Raw genomic sequence first — 16,862 nt, forward strand, 5'->3', positions numbered from 1 at the left:
AATGAAAGAAAATTTAAAAGTTAATATTCTCTGGTTGCTCCTTTTGTTGCTTGGATATGGTTTGATTAGCTTATTAGTTTCGTTTGGTATTTTAAACCTTTTCCATATTCAGATTCTAGAACAAATCGGTATCAATATTATTCTTGCAGTAGGACTTAACCTTATCGTTGGTTTCTCTGGTCAATTTTCTCTTGGACATGCTGGGTTCATGGCTATCGGTGCCTATGCAGCAGCCATTATTGGTTCTAAATCTCCAACATATGGTGCCTTTTTTGGAGCTATGTTGCTTGGTGCTATCATTGCTGGTTTGGTTGCCTTGGTCGTTGGAATTCCTACCCTTCGTTTGAAGGGGGACTACCTTGCAGTTGCGACACTTGGGGTTGCTGAAATTATCCGTATCCTAATCGTCAATGGTGGTGATTTAACAAACGGAGCTGCTGGTATCCTTGGTATTCCAAACTTTACTAATTGGCAAATGGTATACATTTTTGCCGTGATTACGACAATTGCAACGCTGAATTTCCTTCGTAGTCCAATCGGTCGTTTAACCTTGTCTGTTCGTGAAGATGAAATTGCAGCTGAATCTGTCGGGGTAAATACAACAAAAATCAAAATTATCGCATTTGTCTTTGGAGCTATGACTGCAAGTATTGCAGGTTCCCTTCAAGCAGGATTTATCGGTTCTGTTGTGCCTAAGGATTATAGCTTTATCAATTCTATCAACGTTTTAATTATCGTTGTATTTGGTGGTTTGGGATCAATTACAGGAGCAATTGTCGCTGCTATTGTTCTTGGTATTTTGAATATGTTCCTTCAAGATGTGGCTAGCGTTCGTATGATTATCTATGCTTTGGCCTTGGTACTCGTTATGATTTTCAGACCAGGTGGTCTTCTTGGAACCTGGGAATTGAGCCTATCAAGACTCTTTAAAAAAGGTAAGAAGGAGGGACAAAACTAATGGCATTACTTGAAGTAAAACAGTTAACCAAGCATTTTGGTGGTCTGACTGCTGTTGGAGATGTAACTCTAGAATTGAACGAAGGTGAACTTGTTGGCTTGATTGGACCGAACGGTGCTGGGAAAACAACTCTCTTCAACTTGCTAACAGGGGTTTATGAACCAAGTGAAGGAACAGTAACCTTAGATGGTCACTTATTAAATGGTAAGCAACCCTATAAAATAGCTGCTCTTGGTTTAGGGCGTACCTTCCAAAACATCCGCCTCTTTAAAGACTTGACAGTTTTGGATAACGTTCTTATTGCATTTAGTAACCATCACAAACAACATGTTTTTGCAAGTTTCTTGCGCTTACCAGCTTTTTATAAGAATGAAAAAGAATTAAAAGCTAAAGCCTTAGAATTACTAAAAATCTTTGATTTAGATGGTGATGCTGAAACCTTAGCTAAAAACTTAGCCTATGGTCAACAACGTCGTTTGGAAATTGTTCGTGCCCTTGCCACAGAACCTAAAATCCTCTTCTTGGATGAGCCTGCAGCAGGTATGAACCCCCAAGAAACTGCAGAATTGACTGAGTTGATCCGTCGCATCAAGGATGAATTCAAGATCACCATCATGCTGATTGAACATGATATGAACTTGGTTATGGAAGTCACTGAACGTATCTACGTACTTGAGTACGGTCGTTTGATTGCTCATGGGACACCAGATGAAATCAAGAACAATAAACGAGTTATCGAAGCTTATCTTGGAGGTGAAGCCTAATGTCTATGTTAAAAGTTGAAAACCTCTCAGTTCACTACGGTATGATTCAAGCTGTGCGTGATGTGAGCTTTGAAGTTAATGAAGGGGAAGTTGTTTCTCTTATCGGTGCTAACGGTGCTGGTAAAACAACTATCCTTCGTACTCTTTCAGGACTTGTGCGTCCAAGTTCTGGTCGAATTGAATTTTTGGGACAAGAAATCCAAAAAATGCCTGCACAGAAGATTGTGGCATCAGGACTTTCTCAAGTACCAGAAGGACGTCATGTCTTCCCTGGTTTGACTGTTTTGGAAAACTTGGAGATGGGAGCCTTTCTTAAGAAAAATCGTGAAGAAAATCAAGCCAATTTGAAAAAAGTCTTCTCTCGTTTCCCTCGTTTGGAAGAACGTAAAAACCAAGATGCGGCTACTCTATCTGGTGGTGAACAGCAGATGCTTGCCATGGGACGTGCACTCATGTCAACGCCCAAACTTCTTTTATTAGATGAACCATCAATGGGGCTTGCGCCAATCTTTATCCAAGAAATTTTTGATATCATCCAAGATATTCAAAAACAAGGAACAACCGTTCTCTTAATTGAACAAAATGCCAATAAAGCACTTGCCATCGCTGACCGAGGATATGTTCTTGAGACAGGAAAGATTGTCCTATCAGGAACAGGAAAAGAACTCGCAGCATCAGATGAAGTCAGGAAAGCATATCTAGGTGGCTAAAAACTGCGTCAGCAATTAACATCTAGTCTGGGAGACCTTTTTAGTCGGCGGATAAAGATTGCAAAGCAATCATACAATCTACATAAGTATAAGATTAAGGGCTCTAAGTTGAGCTCTTTTTCGTAAAGTCCTTCAGATTTTTCTGAATCTTGAAAAAGAAATGAAAGCGTTTGATAGCTTTCCGTAAAAAGTGTATAATGAAACTATAAACATAAAGGAGATTTCCTATGGCAGTTAAAGATTTTATGACACGCAAGGTCGTTTATATCAGTCCTGATACAACTGTTGCACACGCAGCAGATTTGATGCGCGAACAAGGCTTGCACCGTCTCCCTGTTATTGAGAATGATAAATTAGTAGGCTTGGTAACAGAAGGGACAATCGCTGAAGCTAGTCCTTCAAAAGCGACTAGTCTTTCAATCTTCGAGATGAATTATTTACTTAATAAGACAAAAGTAAAAGACGTCATGATTCGAGATGTTGTTACTGTCTCAGGCTATGCAAGTTTAGAAGATGCAACTTATCTCATGCTTAAAAATAAGATTGGAATTTTGCCAGTTGTTGACAATGGACAATTGTATGGAGTCATTACAGATCGTGATGTATTCAGTGCCTTTCTTGAAATCGCAGGTTATGGTGAAGAGGGAATCCGTGTTCGTTTTATCACAGAAAATGAAGTTGGAGTTTTAGGTAAGATTGTTTCTTTAATCGTTGAGGAAAATCTTAATATCTCTCATACCGTTAATATTCCACGTAAGGATGGTAAGATCGTTATTGAAGTACAAATTGAGGGAAGTATTGATCTTTCATCATTGAAAAAGAAATTCGAGGATGAAAATATTCTCGTAGATGAAATTACAAAAACTTCTGCAAAAAAACTCTAAAAAGAAAAATATAACTTACTTTAAGCTTGCGAAAAAAACTTTTTTCTAGTATAATAGTTTATTGTGAGCAAACCTCACTTACCCCTTGCAAAGGCTTGGGGTCATTAGACCAAAAGGAGGAACATATCAATGGCTAAATACGAAATTCTTTATATTATTCGTCCAAACATTGAAGAAGAAGCGAAAAACGCTTTGGTAGCACGTTTTGACTCTATCTTGACTGACAACGGTGCAACTGTTGTTGAATCAAAAGATTGGGAAAAACGTCGTCTTGCATACGAAATCCAAGATTTCCGTGAAGGACTTTACCACATCGTTAACGTTGAAGCAAACGACGACGCATCTCTTAAAGAGTTTGACCGTCTTTCAAAAATCAACGCTGACATTCTTCGTCACATGATCGTCAAACTTGACGCGTAAGAAGGTAGATTATGATTAACAATGTTGTACTTGTAGGGCGTATGACACGTGACGCTGAGTTACGTTATACCCCATCAAATGTAGCAGTTGCGACTTTTACTCTTGCAGTAAACCGTACATTCAAGAGTCAAAATGGCGAACGTGAGGCTGATTTTATCAATGTCGTTATGTGGCGCCAACAGGCTGAAAATCTTGCTAACTGGGCTAAAAAAGGCTCACTTATTGGGGTTACAGGTCGTATTCAGACTCGTAGTTACGATAACCAGCAAGGACAACGTGTCTACGTGACAGAAGTCGTAGCTGAGAATTTCCAAATGTTGGAAAGCCGTAGTGCTCGTGAAGGACAAAGTGGTGGAGCTTATTCTGCACCAACTGCGAATCATGCAGCAGCTACAAATTCAGTACCAGACTTTTCACGTGATGAAAATCCATTTGGATCAACCAATCCTTTGGATATTTCAGATGATGATTTACCATTCTAATGGACAATTAATACTATAAAGGAGAAAAAACATGGCTCAACAACGTCGTGGCGGATTCAAACGCCGTAAAAAAGTTGATTACATCGCAGCAAACAAAATTGAATATGTTGATTACAAAGATACTGAGCTTCTTAGCCGTTTCGTTTCAGAACGTGGGAAAATCCTTCCTCGTCGTGTAACTGGAACTTCAGCTAAAAACCAACGTAAAGTAACAACAGCTATCAAACGCGCTCGCGTAATGGCTTTGATGCCTTTCGTAAACGAAGATTAAAGAAAAGACCCTTACGGGTCTTTTTTTCACGAGCATTGAAATGTGAGAGCGAGTTGAGGTCCAGTGGACCTCTTTTTTATGAGCTTGAAAACAAGAGAGCGAGTAAGACCCTGACGGGTCTTTTTTTCACGAGCCTCGAAATGTGAGAGCGAGTGGGGTCCAGTGGACCTCTTTTTCATGAGCTCGAAAACTAGAAAGTGAATTAAGACCCCGACGGGTCTTTTTTCACGATCATAAAAATAGAAGGGTTTGTTTCTTACGTGTTTTTAGTAGATAGCGTTCAATCATTATTGATTTTAATGACTTTTTTTAAAAAATAAAATTGAGGAATTCAATATATTTCTCTATATTATAATATAGAATGCAAATATTACTAAAAGTTGTTGAAATCCTTTATTACAAAAGGATTTCATAGTGTTACAAAACTATTAAAACCATTAGTGGATTCTAAAAAAATTTGACATTTAAATTAATTGTCGGTAAAATAATTAAGACAATCAAATTAATTGACTCTTGAAATATTCTATATTCGAATCAATATTATGTGTCAAATTTTATTATGTTTAAAAGGAAACCATAATGGAAAAACTTAAAGTGATGGTTGTTTTTGGAACGCGTCCAGAAGCCATCAAAATGGCCCCTTTAGTGTTGGAATTACAAAAGCATAGTGATTGTATCGAAACGATTACAGTTGTAACAGCTCAACACCGTCAAATGCTAGATCAGGTTCTTGAAACCTTCCGTATTCAACCAAACTATGATTTAGATATTATGGGGAAAAATCAGTCACTTTTAGATATTACTGCTAAAATTCTCCAGAAGTTCGATCCTATTGTTAAGAAAGAACTTCCAGATATGATTTTGGTACACGGTGATACTACAACAACTTTTGTAGCAAGTCTGGTAGCTTTCTATAATCAAGTTCGCATCGGGCATGTTGAAGCAGGGTTAAGAACCTTTGATAAATATTCTCCATTCCCAGAAGAGATGAACCGTCAGATGACAGATAATCTAGCGGATCTCTATTTTGCTCCAACGACTGATAGTAAGGAAAATCTTCTTAAGGAAAACCATCCTGAATCTGCTATTATCATCACTGGGAACACTGCTATTGATGCTTTAAAATTGACTGTTCAATCAGATTACTATCATGAAGTCCTAGATCGATTGGATCCTTTAAAGAAATTAGTTTTGGTGACAATGCACCGTCGTGAAAATCAAGGTCAACCTATGCGTGATGTCTTTGCTGCTTTGCGCGAAATGGTAGATCTTCATTCAGAATTAGAAGTTGTCTATCCTGTTCACCTTAGCCCTGCAGTCCAAGAAGCTGCTAAGGATATTCTTTCTGGTCATGAACGAATTCATTTGATTGAACCATTAGATGTATTAGATTTTCACAATTTGGCATCAAGAAGTTATTTTATCATGACGGATTCTGGAGGTGTTCAGGAAGAAGCTCCTTCTTTAGGGAAACCAGTTCTTGTCCTTCGTGATACAACTGAACGTCCAGAAGGAGTACGAGCAGGAACTCTAAAATTAGTTGGAACAGATCCAAATCGTGTGAAAGAGGCAATGACAGCACTCTTAACTGATGAAAAACTCTATAAAGATATGTCTCAAGCTCCGAATCCTTATGGTGACGGAAAAGCTTCTGAACGGATTGTACAAGCCATTCAACATTATTATGGTTTGAGGGAAGCTGTATCTGAATTTAGAGAAGGAGATGAAGCATAATGAAAAGTTGGATTAAATTTAGGAACTGGTCTATTGCTTTAATTGGATTTGAGTTATTTCTCCTAGTGTTTTGTGGGCTTTATGCTAGACAACTCTTACTTGAACAAATCTTATTTTTCTTCTTAGCCTTGTTTGCAGCCTTGGTATTATCAGATTTGTTGCTGACTTGGACAATATTGTTAAGCTTTGGTCTAGGCATTATCTTTTTAGTGCTGGGCATTGTCTATATCCCAAGTCTTCAGATTTTTATTTTCCTTTTTAGTTTTCCTGTTTTAATTGGAATTTTAATCAAGATTCGTTATTACCTCTTTAAGATGGCTTCTCAGGTGCAAGATCAAGAAGAAGAGGCTGCTTTAGAATATGAATCTATGCTTTCTTCTAAAAGCGAGGAAATACAGACTCTCTTGATTCATTGGTCCCATGAGGACTTATTCTTCCAGATTAAACCTAAAGAGTATAATCGTATGCTAAGTCAGATTCAAGATGTCATTTCACAGAGGCTGATGTACAATGATAAACTCTTTTATATTTCTGAGGGGAATTTCCTTGTTATTTCTGATAGCAATCAACATTCCTTGAAGGAAATCTATTTCAATGATTTGAAGGAAAAACTAGAAGAGTTAGTTTTTCATGGTGAAGACGGAAATCAAGGAATTCAATTTCAAACGGGTTACTTGATAGTTGACTCTGAAAACAGAGAGAAAAATAAACACTACTCTGATTTAACTAGTCATTTAAAACGTCAGCTAGAGACGGATGTCATTGTAGAATATTAGGAGGAGAAAATGAATCTGACAGATACATTTTGGGGAGTTGCTTTTGGAGTAAGTCTCGTGTTTGGCATTTGTTTTGTCATATTATTTATTGCGTACAAGGTTTTATACCATCGTGTAAATAAAAATTTTAAGGCGGTGGATTATGATTAGTCAAATATTGATGATTTTTACTTTGATTTCTATCTGGATTTCTCTTGCCTGGGGATTGGTTATTCTTTTTTCGGCTGTTCACTTTTGGTTTAAACATAGTGATTTTCGTGTTGATACAACACCATTACCATACTATCCTAAGGTGACGATTGTCGTTCCTGCCCATAATGAAGATGTGGTTATTGCACAGACAGCTAAAGCCATCCTTGATTTGAATTATCCTCACGATCGTGTGGAATTGCTCTTGTTTGCAGATAATTGTTCAGATAACACTTATCAAGAGTGCTTATCTGTTAAGGCTATGCCAGAATACGTTGGAAGAGATCTAACCATTATCAATCGCAGTGGTACTGGAGGTAAAGCTGGAGTTCTTAATGATGCTTTGAAGATGGCTACAGGAGACTATATCTGCGTTTATGATGCTGATGCTATGCCCGAGAAAAATGCTCTCTATTTCCTTGTCAAGGAAGTCATGAAGGATCCAGAACGTCATGTGGCCTCTTTTGGTAGAAATAAGACGCGTAATGCGAATCAAAACTTCTTAACGCGTTGTATCAATCAAGAAATCGTCGTTACTCAGCGTGTGCACCATGTGGGTATGTGGCATCTCTTTAAAATTGGACGTATACCTGGGACCAACTTCCTTATTCAAACTGAGTTTGTAAAAAGTATTGGTGGTTGGAAAAACGGTGCCTTAACAGAAGATACCGACATTTCCTTTAAAATCATGCAAAGTGGGAAATTGATTGCCCTTGCTTATAATTCAGAGGCCTTCCAACAAGAGCCAGAGACTTTAAAGAGTTATTACATGCAACGGAAACGTTGGGCTAAGGGGAACTATGAAGTAGTCCTATCAAACTTTAAGCACCTGTTTGGTAAAGGAAACTGGCGTGTTAAGTTAGAAGTATTTAACTATTCTTGTATCTTCTTTTGGTTTAACTTTGCCATCGTTCTTTCTGATTTGATTTTCTTTGCTAATATAATCGCAATGCTTGTTCGTATATTTGTCCCGGACTTTGATATTCCATTTGCCTTTGATGCAAACAATATTTATATCACTCAATTAATGCTCTTTAACTGGATTTTCATGATTGGCCTTTATTTGATGCAGATTATGATTGCATTAGCGAGCCAATTTGGGCAAGCAACAAGCAGGCAGGTTTGGTTGGCCTTGTTAGCTTATTTCACTTATGCTCAACTATTTATCATAGTATCTATTGATTCCATTACTTCAATTGTGATGGACAAGATTCTTCGTAGAAAAGAAACGAAGTGGGTTAAAACCAAACGCTTTGCAGGTTAGGGGGAACTATGAAACTGAATAAATTAAAATATGTATGGTTTGTTCTCATCCTTTCAATCTTTTGCCTAACCTTGTTCTTGGCAAGAGGAAGGAGCAAAATCGAAATGCGTAATCGTATCTACCATCAATGGAGTCAGCAGTTCCTCGTTTCAAATGGGGATCAAACTTATGTTCGTACGACTAGTAGTGGTGATGAGACAACTGTTTTATCAGAAGCTCAGAGTTACGGTATGCTCTTAACAGTTTATGCAGCTCAAAAAGGACAAGCCAATCAAGAGAATTTTGATAGCCTGTATCGTTACTATAAAAACCATCGACTAGAGGGGACTCAGTTGATGTCTTGGAAGCAGGTTATCAAGAATGGACAAGAAACTGTTGAAAAGCATAATGCAACAGATGGCGATCTCTATATTGCTTATTCCTTGATCGAAGCTGCTAAGCAGTGGCCAGATAAGGCTCAGGAATATGAAGGTCAAGCCAAAAGTATCTTGATTGATATTCTTCGATTCAATTATAACGAGGATACTGGTGTTCTAAAGGTAGGAAATTGGGCGAAAAAAAATACGGATTTTTACTATTTGATGAGAACATCTGATACACTACCTCATTATTTCCAAGTATTTTATAATCTAACTGGAGATAAACAATGGCTCGATATTAAGGATAAAATGCTTGGGCAATTGGAGCAAATCAGTTCTCAATCTGAGACAGGTCTCTTGCCAGACTTTATCTGGGTAGAGAAGTCAGGTGTGCGTGTTGCTGATGCTAATACCATTGAATCTCAATACGACGGAGCTTATTCTTATAACGCTTGTCGCTTGCCTTACCACTTGGCACAGAGTCGGGACGAAAGAAGTCAGAAAATCGTTCAAAAGATGATGGATTTCTTTATGAAAGAGAAACGGATCTATGCCGGGTATGATCTTCAAGGCCATGCTTTAAATCAATATCAAGCAGGAAGTTTCTTAGCTCCAATTACTTATGCGGCAAATACTGTCGAAGGGAATCTTAAACTCCTCCAACAGAATAAATATATTTTTACGCAAGATTTACCATTGGATAATTATTATAATGCAACTATGATTACTATGATTGCTCTTGAGCTATTCTAAAATATAAAAAAGAGACTAGTTTTACTAGTTCTCTTTTTTGGTGTTTTTTTCTGACCTTGGTGTGCTATAATGGCAATAGAAGGAGTAAAGGTGGGTAAGTTAAAGATGAATTGTACGATTAGAAATATGATTAAGTCTGATATTGAATCCTTATCTCATGGATTTATGAATCAAGGTTGGCCTGGTAGAGAGGAAATTTTGGCTAGATATTTTCTGGAACAGGAAAGTGGGGAGAGAGAAGTCTTAGTTGCAGAGATTGATGGTGTTGTAGCGGGCTACGTTACCATTTTGCCCTCTGCTAAACATGGTCCTTTTGCAGAAGTCTATCCAGAATTATCAGATTTTAATGTGTTTGAGCCTTTTCGAAATCAAGGGATTGGGAATCAACTGCTAGAAGAAGCAGAAAAACGAGTCAAGTTTGTTTCGAGTAAGGTCACTCTTGGTGTAGGTTTGCACTTAGGCTATGGCCCTGCCCAGAGATTATATATCAGACGGGGCTACATTCCAGATGGGACAGGTGTCTGGTATCGAAATCAACCCTTGGAAATGAATGCAACTAGCCAAAATAATGATGATTTGGTTTTGTATCTAGTAAAGGAATTCGGATAAGAGACAAGGATTTTATTGGGGATGTGGGATTTCTCTACTTTATGGTATAATGGAAGGAGTGAATTGAAGGAGTTATTATAATGGATGCCAAGTTAAGATACAAGGCTAAGAAGATTAAGATTATCTTTTTTGATATAGATGATACTTTACGAAATTCAAAGACTGGCTTTATTCCAAGCACTATTCCAACAGCCTTTAAACAATTACGTGATAAAGGAATTTTGACAGGAATTGCGACTGGTCGAGGTATTTTTGGTGTCGTCCCAGAGATTAAAGCCCTCAAACCTGATTTCTTTGTAACCTTGAATGGTGCTTATATTGAGGACAAAAAGGGCAATGTCATTTATAGTAACAAAATTGCTAAAGATAAGGTTGAAGAATATATTACTTGGACCAAAGAAGTTGGAATTGATTATGGTTTGGTGGGAAGTCATGCTGCTAAACTATCAAGGCGAACAGAGATGATTAGTCAGGCGATTGACCCGATTTATCCTGATTTAGAGGTGGACCCTGATTTTTACCAAAAAGAAGATATTTATCAGATGTGGACCTTTGAGGAGCGGGGAGATGACCTTGTCTTGCCTGAAAGTTTAGCATCGACTTTGCGTATGGTACGCTGGCATGAACATTCGTCAGATGTGGTGCCGATTTCCGGTTCTAAGGCAGCTGGAGTTGCCAAAGTGGTAGACCAATTAGGTTTAAAACCTGAAAACGTGATGGTTTTTGGGGACGGACTTAACGATTTAGAGCTCTTTGATTATGCAGGCATTAGTGTCGCCATGGGTGTTTCTCATGACAAAATCAAAGAAAAAGCAGATTATATTACAAAAACATTAGAAGAAGATGGCATCTTTGATGCCTTAGAAGGATTTGGTATGGTAGAAAAAGAATTACATTTTCCACAAGTAGACATTGAAACAGTAGAAGGTCCAATTGCGACTATTAAGACAAATCATGGGGATATGCGTATCAAACTTTTCCCTGATCACGCACCAAAAACAGTAGCCAACTTTATTGCTCTGTCAAAAGATGGTTACTATGACGGTGTGATTTTCCACCGTATTATTAAAGATTTTATGATTCAAGGTGGAGACCCAACTGGAACCGGTATGGGTGGAGAGTCTATCTATGGTGAGTCGTTTGAGGATGAGTTTTCAGAAGAACTTTACAATGTCCGTGGAGCCCTTTCTATGGCTAATGCTGGGCCAAATACAAATGGTAGCCAGTTCTTTATCGTGCAGAATCAACACTTGCCATATTCTAAGAAAGAAATTGCTCGTGGTGGTTGGCCAGAGCCAATTGCGGAGATTTATGCAGAACAAGGTGGAACTCCTCACCTAGACCGTCGTCATACTGTATTCGGTCAACTTGCGGATGAAGCTTCTTATGAAGTTCTGGATGCAATTGCAGGTGTCGAAACAGGTGCAATGGACAAGCCAGTTGAAGATGTCGTAATTGAAACTATTGAAATTGAGGACTAAAATGAAAATCGGTGATAAGCTAAATGGCCGTATTACTGGGATTCAGCCCTATGGAGCTTTTGTTGAGTTAGAAACAGGAGTGACAGGCCTGATTCATATTTCGGAGATTCGGACAGGATTTATCGAGAATATTTACGAGGTTTTAAAAATCGGTGATGAAGTCCAGGTACAAGTAGTAGATTTTGACGAATATACAGGGAAGGCTAGCCTTTCCATTCGTACCTTGGAAGAAGAAAAACATCAACTTCCTAGACGGAGACGTTTTTCGAATGATCGCATCAAACATGGATTCGCGCCGCTTGGTCGCATGATGCCTGTTTGGACACGAGAAGCCTTGGAACATTTAAAGAAAAACAGTAATTGATATCCCTTGAGTCGCTTGTGATGTTATTATATTTTGCTATAATGGAAGTATGAACGAAGAACAATTATTAAAAACAGGAGAGCGCATTAATCAACTCTTCTCTACAGATATCAAGATTATTCAAAATAGAGAGGTTTTCAGCTATTCGGTGGATAGTGTTCTCCTGTCGCGTTTCCCTCGTTTCCCTAAAAATGGGTTAATTGTGGATTTTTGTGCAGGAAATGGAGCTGTTGGACTGTTTGCCAGTAGCCGAACCAAGGCTAAAATTCTATCTGTAGAAATTCAGGAACGTCTTGCTGATATGGCTGAACGATCAGTACGTTTAAATGGGCTGGACGGACAGATGCAGGTCATCTGTGATGATTTGAAAAATATGCCAAGTCACATTCAGGGGAGCAAGGTTGATTTGATTTTATGCAATCCGCCTTATTTTAAAGTGGATCCAAATTCTAATCTGAACGAAAGTGAGCATTACCTTTTAGCTCGGCATGAAATTACAACCAATCTTAAGGAAATCTGTCGTAGTGCTCAGAGTATTCTCAAATCAAATGGGCGTTTGGCTATGGTTCATCGTCCTGATCGATTATTAGATATCTTAGCTACGCTCCAACAGCATAATCTGGCTCCAAAACGTCTGCAATTTGTTTATCCTAAACGGGAGAAGGAAGCTAATATGCTTTTGATTGAAGCTATCAAGGACGGCTCCACTAGTGGCTTTAAGGTTTTACCACCACTCATTGTTCATAATAGTGATGGTACTTATACACCAGAAATTCAAGAGATTTACTATGGATCATAAGGCTTATATGTATGTGGTTGAGTGTTGTGATGATTCCTACTATACAGGGTATACAACAGATGTGAAGAAACGGATTGCCGTGCATAATAGCGGTAAAGGTGCCAAGTATACACGCGCTCGATTGCCGGTAAAACTCATCTTTGCGGAAGGTTTTGACAGCAAGGAAGAGGCCATGTCTGCTGAAGCTCTTTTCAAGCGCAAGACACGTATGCAAAAAGAACATTATCTCAAAGAGTGTCAAAATAAGAATTTAGTAGATACTTTTGAAATGTAATGAGGAGTCCTTTGGCTCCTCTTATTTTTGTCAAAAATTGAAAAAAATGCTACAATAAAGAGAATAAAGAAACGAGGTATTATCATGTCTAAGATTCTAGTATTTGGTCACCAAAATCCAGACTCAGATGCTATTGGTTCATCTGTAGCTTTTGCTTATCTTGCAAAAGAAGCATACGGTTTGGACACAGAAGCGGTGGCTCTTGGAACTCCAAATGAAGAAACAGCTTTCGTCTTGAACTATTTTGATGTAGAAGCACCGCACGTGATTACATCTGCTAAAGCAGAAGGTGCAGAACAAGTCATCTTAACAGACCACAATGAATTCCAACAATCTGTTTCAGATATCGCTGAAGTAGAAGTTTACGGTGTAGTGGATCACCACCGTGTGGCTAACTTTGAAACTGCCAGCCCACTTTACATGCGTTTGGAACCAGTTGGATCAGCATCATCTATCGTTTACCGCATGTTCAAAGAGCATGGCGTAGCTGTTCCAAAAGAAATCGCAGGTTTGATGCTATCAGGTTTGATTTCAGATACTCTTCTTTTGAAATCTCCAACAACCCACCCATCTGATAAGGTGATTGCGCCTGAATTGGCTGAATTGGCTGGTGTAAACTTGGAAGAATACGGTCTTGCCATGCTCAAGGCTGGTACAAACTTGGCAAGCAAATCTGCTGAAGAATTGATTGATATCGATGCTAAGACATTTGAACTTAATGGAAATAATGTTCGTGTGGCTCAAGTGAACACAGTTGATATTGCTGAAGTATTGGAACGCCAAGCTGAAATCGAAGCTGCCATCCAAGCCGCAAATGCAGCTAACGGCTACTCTGACTTTGTCTTGATGATTACAGACATCGTCAACTCAAACTCAGAAATTTTGGCTCTTGGTGCTAATATGGACAAGGTAGAAGCAGCTTTCAACTTTAAGCTTGAAAACAACCACGCTTTCCTTCCAGGTGCTGTTTCACGTAAGAAACAAGTGGTACCACAATTGACTGAAAGCTTTAATGCATAATCATAGATGGGGAAGCCCATTGTTAAAAAGGAGTTTCGACTCCTTTTTTTTCTAGGGGAGAAGTATGTTAGAAAATGGCGATTTGATTTTTGTGAAAGATGATTCGGATATAGGACAGGCCATCCAGGAATCTACTGGTCAATATAGCCATGTGGCCATCTTTTTGGACGGACAGGTCTATCATGCCACGGTAGAAGGTGGTGTTCTTGCTCAGTCTCCTGAGGACTTCTTTGAACACGGGAAAGTATATGACCTTTATCATTATGAGCAGATTGATGGTACAGAGGTCAAAAAGCGAGCAGAGAGTCTTTTAGGGGCTCCCTACAATGCGTACTTTTATCCAGATGGAGATGGTTTCTATTGTTCCCAGTTTGTAGCAGAAATTCTCCCTATTTTTGAGACCATTCCCATGAAGTTTGGTGATGATACACAGGAAATCAGTGATTTCTGGAGAGAATATTATCGAGAGTTGGGGCTTCCTGTACCTCTGAATCAGCCTGGCACTAACCCGAGTCAATTAGCAGCATCTCCTCTTTTAGTTTGTAAAGAAAGGAATCTTCATGATTCAGATTTTTAATCCATCACGTTTGACGCGACAGCCATTCTTTAAGGATTTGGTTGACTATCTTGATCAGCATGATGAAGTTATTTTGCGAGAGATTAAGGCACATTTTACAGAAGTTGCAGTTGATAAGTATTTGGAGGAGTACATTAAAGCGGGTTTGATTTTGAGAGAAAACAAACGCTATTATCTCAATCTTCCCTTTCTAGAATTTACAGACTCTCTTGAACTAGACCAAGAAGTCTTTGTGAGGGATGATAGTCCTATCTATCAAGAAATCCTGGAGAAAGATTTTAAGACAGAATTGCGCAATCAAACAAATGCAGCTATACTAGAAGAGTACACCGATTTTGCAAGGGAAAAGATGACCTTGTCTAATTACTTCTACAAGGTCAAGTTCCAGTATCTACTGACGGAAGAACAGCAGAGACTGTATGAAATTTTAGGGGATGTCAATCCTGAGTATGCGCTCAAGTATATGACAACATTCTTGCTAAAGTTTCTTAAAAAAGATCAACTCATGCAGAAACGACCTGATATCTTTGTTGATAGTCTAGTCTTATTAGGTTACATCGTTCAAAACGAAGATGGGAAATATGAGTTGGCTATAGAATTTGATAAAGAACGATTCATCTTTAGAAAAAAATAGAAGAAGGCTAGGAATTTTCCTAGCCTTCTTTAAATATACTATAGATAACGTTCAGCGATGGCTGCATCACCTGGATAGTTTTCTTTCTTACCTTGAATGATTTGGTAGCAGTCAGCTCCTTTACCAGCGATAATGACCGCATCCAGTTCTTGACTTGTAACAGACATCGCAGTCTTGATAGCTTGTTCACGGTCAGCAATTTTTTCAACAGGACGATGGATGTAGCTACTAATTTCATCTGCAATGGCCATCGGATCTTCATAGTTTGGATCGTCAGCCGTAAGGAATACTTGAATTTCAGGATGTTTATCGAGGAGAAGTCCAAAGTCCTTGCGACGGCTTTCTCCCTTGTTTCCAGTTGAACCAAGTACTAAAGCAATTTTTCCAGTTTGATGAGTTTCAACGACAGAGATTAGTTTTTTAAGACTGTCACCATTGTGGGCGTAGTCGATGAAAACTTTTGCACCATTTTTCTGAGTGAGAACTTCCATACGACCAGGTACGCGAGTAGTCGCAATCCCTTTTTTGATGTCATCCAGACTAGCACCTAGACGAAGACAAGCAAGTCCAGCAGCGACTGCATTTTCTTGGTTGAAGTGCCCAATCAACTGAATATCATAGTCTCCAGCTAATTTACCAGTAGCTGAGAAGCTAAAGGCTTTGGAGTTTTCGATTTGGTTATCAGATTGGCTACCGTAGAAGTCATGCTCTTGATTTTCAACTTGTTCTTTTAGAACAGAGAAGTGGTCCATATCGCTATTAATGACAACTGCGCGACTATTTTTCATCAAGAGACGTTTATGGTAGAAGTAGTCTTCAAAAGTTGGATGCTCAATAGGACCAATATGGTCAGGGCTGATATTTAGAAACACACCTACATCAAAAGTGAGGCCGTAGACTCGCTTCACCAAGTAGGCTTGACTAGAAACTTCCATAATAAGGTGGCTTCTTCCATTCTTAACAGCCTGGGCCATCATATCAAAGAGGTCGATGCTTTCAGGTGTTGTCAGAGCAGACTTGAAGAAAGTTTTTCCGTCCAAAGTCGTATTCATAGTTGATAACATAGCAGGACGATGTTGCTGATTTAAGATATTGTAGGCGAAGTATGCCGCTGTTGTTTTTCCTTTGGTACCAGTGAAAGCGAGAAGTTTTAGTTTTTCCTGAGGGTTGCCATAAAATTCCATGGCAATCAAACTCATAGCTTTTTTAATATCGTTAACGACAATAACAGGGATGCCTACTTCGTAGTCCCGCTCGGCTACATACCAACCGAGTCCTTGTGAGATTGCCGAAAGAAGAAATTCCTTCTTAAAAGCAGCTCCTTTTACAAAAAAGAGGCTATTATCTTTTGCTTTTCGGCTATCATAGCAGATGCTATCAAAAGTTACATCGTTGTAGTTGTAGTGGTAATATCCTTGGTTGATAATCTCACGGAAGAGATTGTCTTTCTTTAAAATATCTAATACGGTTTCAATCTTTATCATACTTTCTATTGTAAACTGAAAGTCTGAATTTTACAAGTAACAAGGAAAAGTTTATA

General features: G+C 38.6%; 20 protein-coding genes. 19 read left to right on the top strand and 1 reads right to left on the bottom strand.

Going from position 1 to position 16,862, the window contains the following annotated elements; genetic code table 11:
• The first annotated feature begins 1 nt into the window (after position 1).
• From O3643_RS00190 to O3643_RS00280, 19 genes are all read left to right on the top strand, one after another.
• Positions 2–958, top strand: coding sequence for a branched-chain amino acid ABC transporter permease (locus O3643_RS00190; RefSeq protein WP_371498995.1), 957 nt, complete (start codon positions 2–4; stop codon positions 956–958).
• Entirely contained in the window at positions 958–1,722 is a 765-nt protein-coding gene (locus tag O3643_RS00195; RefSeq protein WP_006151788.1) for an ABC transporter ATP-binding protein, read from the top strand. The genes O3643_RS00190 and O3643_RS00195 overlap by 1 nt, the downstream gene beginning before the upstream one ends.
• Positions 1,722–2,432, top strand: a complete 711-nt coding sequence (locus O3643_RS00200; RefSeq protein ID WP_006151996.1) for an ABC transporter ATP-binding protein — start codon at positions 1,722–1,724, stop codon at positions 2,430–2,432. The genes O3643_RS00195 and O3643_RS00200 overlap by 1 nt, the downstream gene beginning before the upstream one ends.
• 227 nt (positions 2,433–2,659) lie before the next feature.
• Entirely contained in the window at positions 2,660–3,316 is a 657-nt protein-coding gene (locus O3643_RS00205; protein ID WP_006148127.1) for a CBS domain-containing protein, read from the top strand.
• A 129-nt stretch (positions 3,317–3,445) separates the two neighbouring features.
• Entirely contained in the window at positions 3,446–3,736 is a 291-nt protein-coding gene (gene rpsF, locus O3643_RS00210) for a 30S ribosomal protein S6 (RefSeq protein ID WP_371498998.1), read from the top strand.
• An 11-nt stretch (positions 3,737–3,747) separates the two neighbouring features.
• Entirely contained in the window at positions 3,748–4,218 is a 471-nt protein-coding gene (gene ssbA / locus O3643_RS00215; RefSeq protein WP_254724388.1) for a single-stranded DNA-binding protein SsbA, read from the top strand.
• Between the two features lie 31 nt (positions 4,219–4,249).
• Positions 4,250–4,489: a 30S ribosomal protein S18 gene (gene rpsR, locus O3643_RS00220; RefSeq protein WP_000068664.1), complete on the top strand. Its 240-nt coding sequence runs from the start codon at positions 4,250–4,252 to the stop codon at positions 4,487–4,489.
• Positions 4,490–5,068: 579 nt separating this feature from the next.
• Positions 5,069–6,223, top strand: a complete 1,155-nt coding sequence (gene wecB / locus O3643_RS00225; RefSeq protein ID WP_371499000.1) for a non-hydrolyzing UDP-N-acetylglucosamine 2-epimerase — start codon at positions 5,069–5,071, stop codon at positions 6,221–6,223.
• Complete coding sequence (locus O3643_RS00230; protein ID WP_371499002.1) at positions 6,223–6,999, top strand: hypothetical protein; 777 nt, start codon at positions 6,223–6,225, stop codon at positions 6,997–6,999. The genes wecB and O3643_RS00230 overlap by 1 nt, the downstream gene beginning before the upstream one ends.
• A 142-nt stretch (positions 7,000–7,141) precedes the next feature.
• Complete coding sequence (locus O3643_RS00235) at positions 7,142–8,452, top strand: glycosyltransferase (RefSeq protein ID WP_314944180.1); 1,311 nt, start codon at positions 7,142–7,144, stop codon at positions 8,450–8,452.
• Between the two features lie 8 nt (positions 8,453–8,460).
• Positions 8,461–9,564, top strand: coding sequence for a glycosyl hydrolase family 8 (locus O3643_RS00240; RefSeq protein ID WP_371499005.1), 1,104 nt, complete (start codon positions 8,461–8,463; stop codon positions 9,562–9,564).
• Between the two features lie 105 nt (positions 9,565–9,669).
• Positions 9,670–10,173 (top strand): GNAT family N-acetyltransferase, encoded by a 504-nt coding sequence (locus O3643_RS00245; protein WP_006152325.1) that lies wholly within the window; start codon positions 9,670–9,672, stop codon positions 10,171–10,173.
• A gap of 80 nt (positions 10,174–10,253) precedes the next feature.
• Positions 10,254–11,654, top strand: coding sequence for a bifunctional Cof-type HAD-IIB family hydrolase/peptidylprolyl isomerase (locus tag O3643_RS00250; RefSeq protein ID WP_371499007.1), 1,401 nt, complete (start codon positions 10,254–10,256; stop codon positions 11,652–11,654).
• A gap of 1 nt (position 11,655) precedes the next feature.
• A complete protein-coding gene (locus O3643_RS00255) occupies positions 11,656–12,018 on the top strand; it encodes a S1 RNA-binding domain-containing protein (protein WP_004252382.1) in 363 nt (120 codons plus the stop codon).
• A gap of 49 nt (positions 12,019–12,067) precedes the next feature.
• Positions 12,068–12,817: a tRNA1(Val) (adenine(37)-N6)-methyltransferase gene (locus O3643_RS00260; RefSeq protein ID WP_004252383.1), complete on the top strand. Its 750-nt coding sequence runs from the start codon at positions 12,068–12,070 to the stop codon at positions 12,815–12,817.
• Positions 12,807–13,091, top strand: coding sequence for a GIY-YIG nuclease family protein (locus tag O3643_RS00265; protein WP_281137919.1), 285 nt, complete (start codon positions 12,807–12,809; stop codon positions 13,089–13,091). Before O3643_RS00260 ends, O3643_RS00265 begins: the two co-directional genes overlap by 11 nt.
• Positions 13,092–13,175: 84 nt before the next feature.
• Positions 13,176–14,111: a manganese-dependent inorganic pyrophosphatase gene (locus tag O3643_RS00270; RefSeq protein ID WP_371499010.1), complete on the top strand. Its 936-nt coding sequence runs from the start codon at positions 13,176–13,178 to the stop codon at positions 14,109–14,111.
• 64 nt (positions 14,112–14,175) lie between these two features.
• Entirely contained in the window at positions 14,176–14,688 is a 513-nt protein-coding gene (locus tag O3643_RS00275) for a YiiX/YebB-like N1pC/P60 family cysteine hydrolase (RefSeq protein ID WP_371499012.1), read from the top strand.
• Positions 14,672–15,322 (top strand): DUF1803 domain-containing protein, encoded by a 651-nt coding sequence (locus tag O3643_RS00280; RefSeq protein ID WP_371499014.1) that lies wholly within the window; start codon positions 14,672–14,674, stop codon positions 15,320–15,322. The genes O3643_RS00275 and O3643_RS00280 overlap by 17 nt, the downstream gene beginning before the upstream one ends.
• A 38-nt stretch (positions 15,323–15,360) precedes the next feature.
• On the opposite strand, the gene O3643_RS00285 is transcribed toward O3643_RS00280, so the two are convergent.
• The gene (locus tag O3643_RS00285; protein WP_371499016.1) at positions 15,361–16,806 is read right to left on the bottom strand and encodes a UDP-N-acetylmuramoyl-L-alanyl-D-glutamate--L-lysine ligase; all 1,446 of its coding nucleotides are present in this window, start codon (positions 16,804–16,806) and stop codon (positions 15,361–15,363) included.
• Between the last annotated feature and the right edge of the window lie 56 nt (positions 16,807–16,862).

This window comes from Streptococcus sp. 20925_1_44, assembly GCF_041432435.1.
Taxonomy (GTDB): Bacteria; Bacillota; Bacilli; order Lactobacillales; family Streptococcaceae; genus Streptococcus; species Streptococcus infantis.

Coding starts and splice junctions, on each gene's coding strand:
- O3643_RS00190 (WP_371498995.1), top strand. CDS start 2: ATGAAAGAAAATTTAAAAGTTAATATTCTCTGGTTGCTCCTTTTGTTG.
- O3643_RS00195 (WP_006151788.1), top strand. CDS start 958: ATGGCATTACTTGAAGTAAAACAGTTAACCAAGCATTTTGGTGGTCTG.
- O3643_RS00200 (WP_006151996.1), top strand. CDS start 1,722: ATGTCTATGTTAAAAGTTGAAAACCTCTCAGTTCACTACGGTATGATT.
- O3643_RS00205 (WP_006148127.1), top strand. CDS start 2,660: ATGGCAGTTAAAGATTTTATGACACGCAAGGTCGTTTATATCAGTCCT.
- rpsF (WP_371498998.1), top strand. CDS start 3,446: ATGGCTAAATACGAAATTCTTTATATTATTCGTCCAAACATTGAAGAA.
- ssbA (WP_254724388.1), top strand. CDS start 3,748: ATGATTAACAATGTTGTACTTGTAGGGCGTATGACACGTGACGCTGAG.
- rpsR (WP_000068664.1), top strand. CDS start 4,250: ATGGCTCAACAACGTCGTGGCGGATTCAAACGCCGTAAAAAAGTTGAT.
- wecB (WP_371499000.1), top strand. CDS start 5,069: ATGGAAAAACTTAAAGTGATGGTTGTTTTTGGAACGCGTCCAGAAGCC.
- O3643_RS00230 (WP_371499002.1), top strand. CDS start 6,223: ATGAAAAGTTGGATTAAATTTAGGAACTGGTCTATTGCTTTAATTGGA.
- O3643_RS00235 (WP_314944180.1), top strand. CDS start 7,142: ATGATTAGTCAAATATTGATGATTTTTACTTTGATTTCTATCTGGATT.
- O3643_RS00240 (WP_371499005.1), top strand. CDS start 8,461: ATGAAACTGAATAAATTAAAATATGTATGGTTTGTTCTCATCCTTTCA.
- O3643_RS00245 (WP_006152325.1), top strand. CDS start 9,670: ATGAATTGTACGATTAGAAATATGATTAAGTCTGATATTGAATCCTTA.
- O3643_RS00250 (WP_371499007.1), top strand. CDS start 10,254: ATGGATGCCAAGTTAAGATACAAGGCTAAGAAGATTAAGATTATCTTT.
- O3643_RS00255 (WP_004252382.1), top strand. CDS start 11,656: ATGAAAATCGGTGATAAGCTAAATGGCCGTATTACTGGGATTCAGCCC.
- O3643_RS00260 (WP_004252383.1), top strand. CDS start 12,068: ATGAACGAAGAACAATTATTAAAAACAGGAGAGCGCATTAATCAACTC.
- O3643_RS00265 (WP_281137919.1), top strand. CDS start 12,807: ATGGATCATAAGGCTTATATGTATGTGGTTGAGTGTTGTGATGATTCC.
- O3643_RS00270 (WP_371499010.1), top strand. CDS start 13,176: ATGTCTAAGATTCTAGTATTTGGTCACCAAAATCCAGACTCAGATGCT.
- O3643_RS00275 (WP_371499012.1), top strand. CDS start 14,176: ATGTTAGAAAATGGCGATTTGATTTTTGTGAAAGATGATTCGGATATA.
- O3643_RS00280 (WP_371499014.1), top strand. CDS start 14,672: ATGATTCAGATTTTTAATCCATCACGTTTGACGCGACAGCCATTCTTT.
- O3643_RS00285 (WP_371499016.1), bottom strand. CDS start 16,806: ATGATAAAGATTGAAACCGTATTAGATATTTTAAAGAAAGACAATCTC.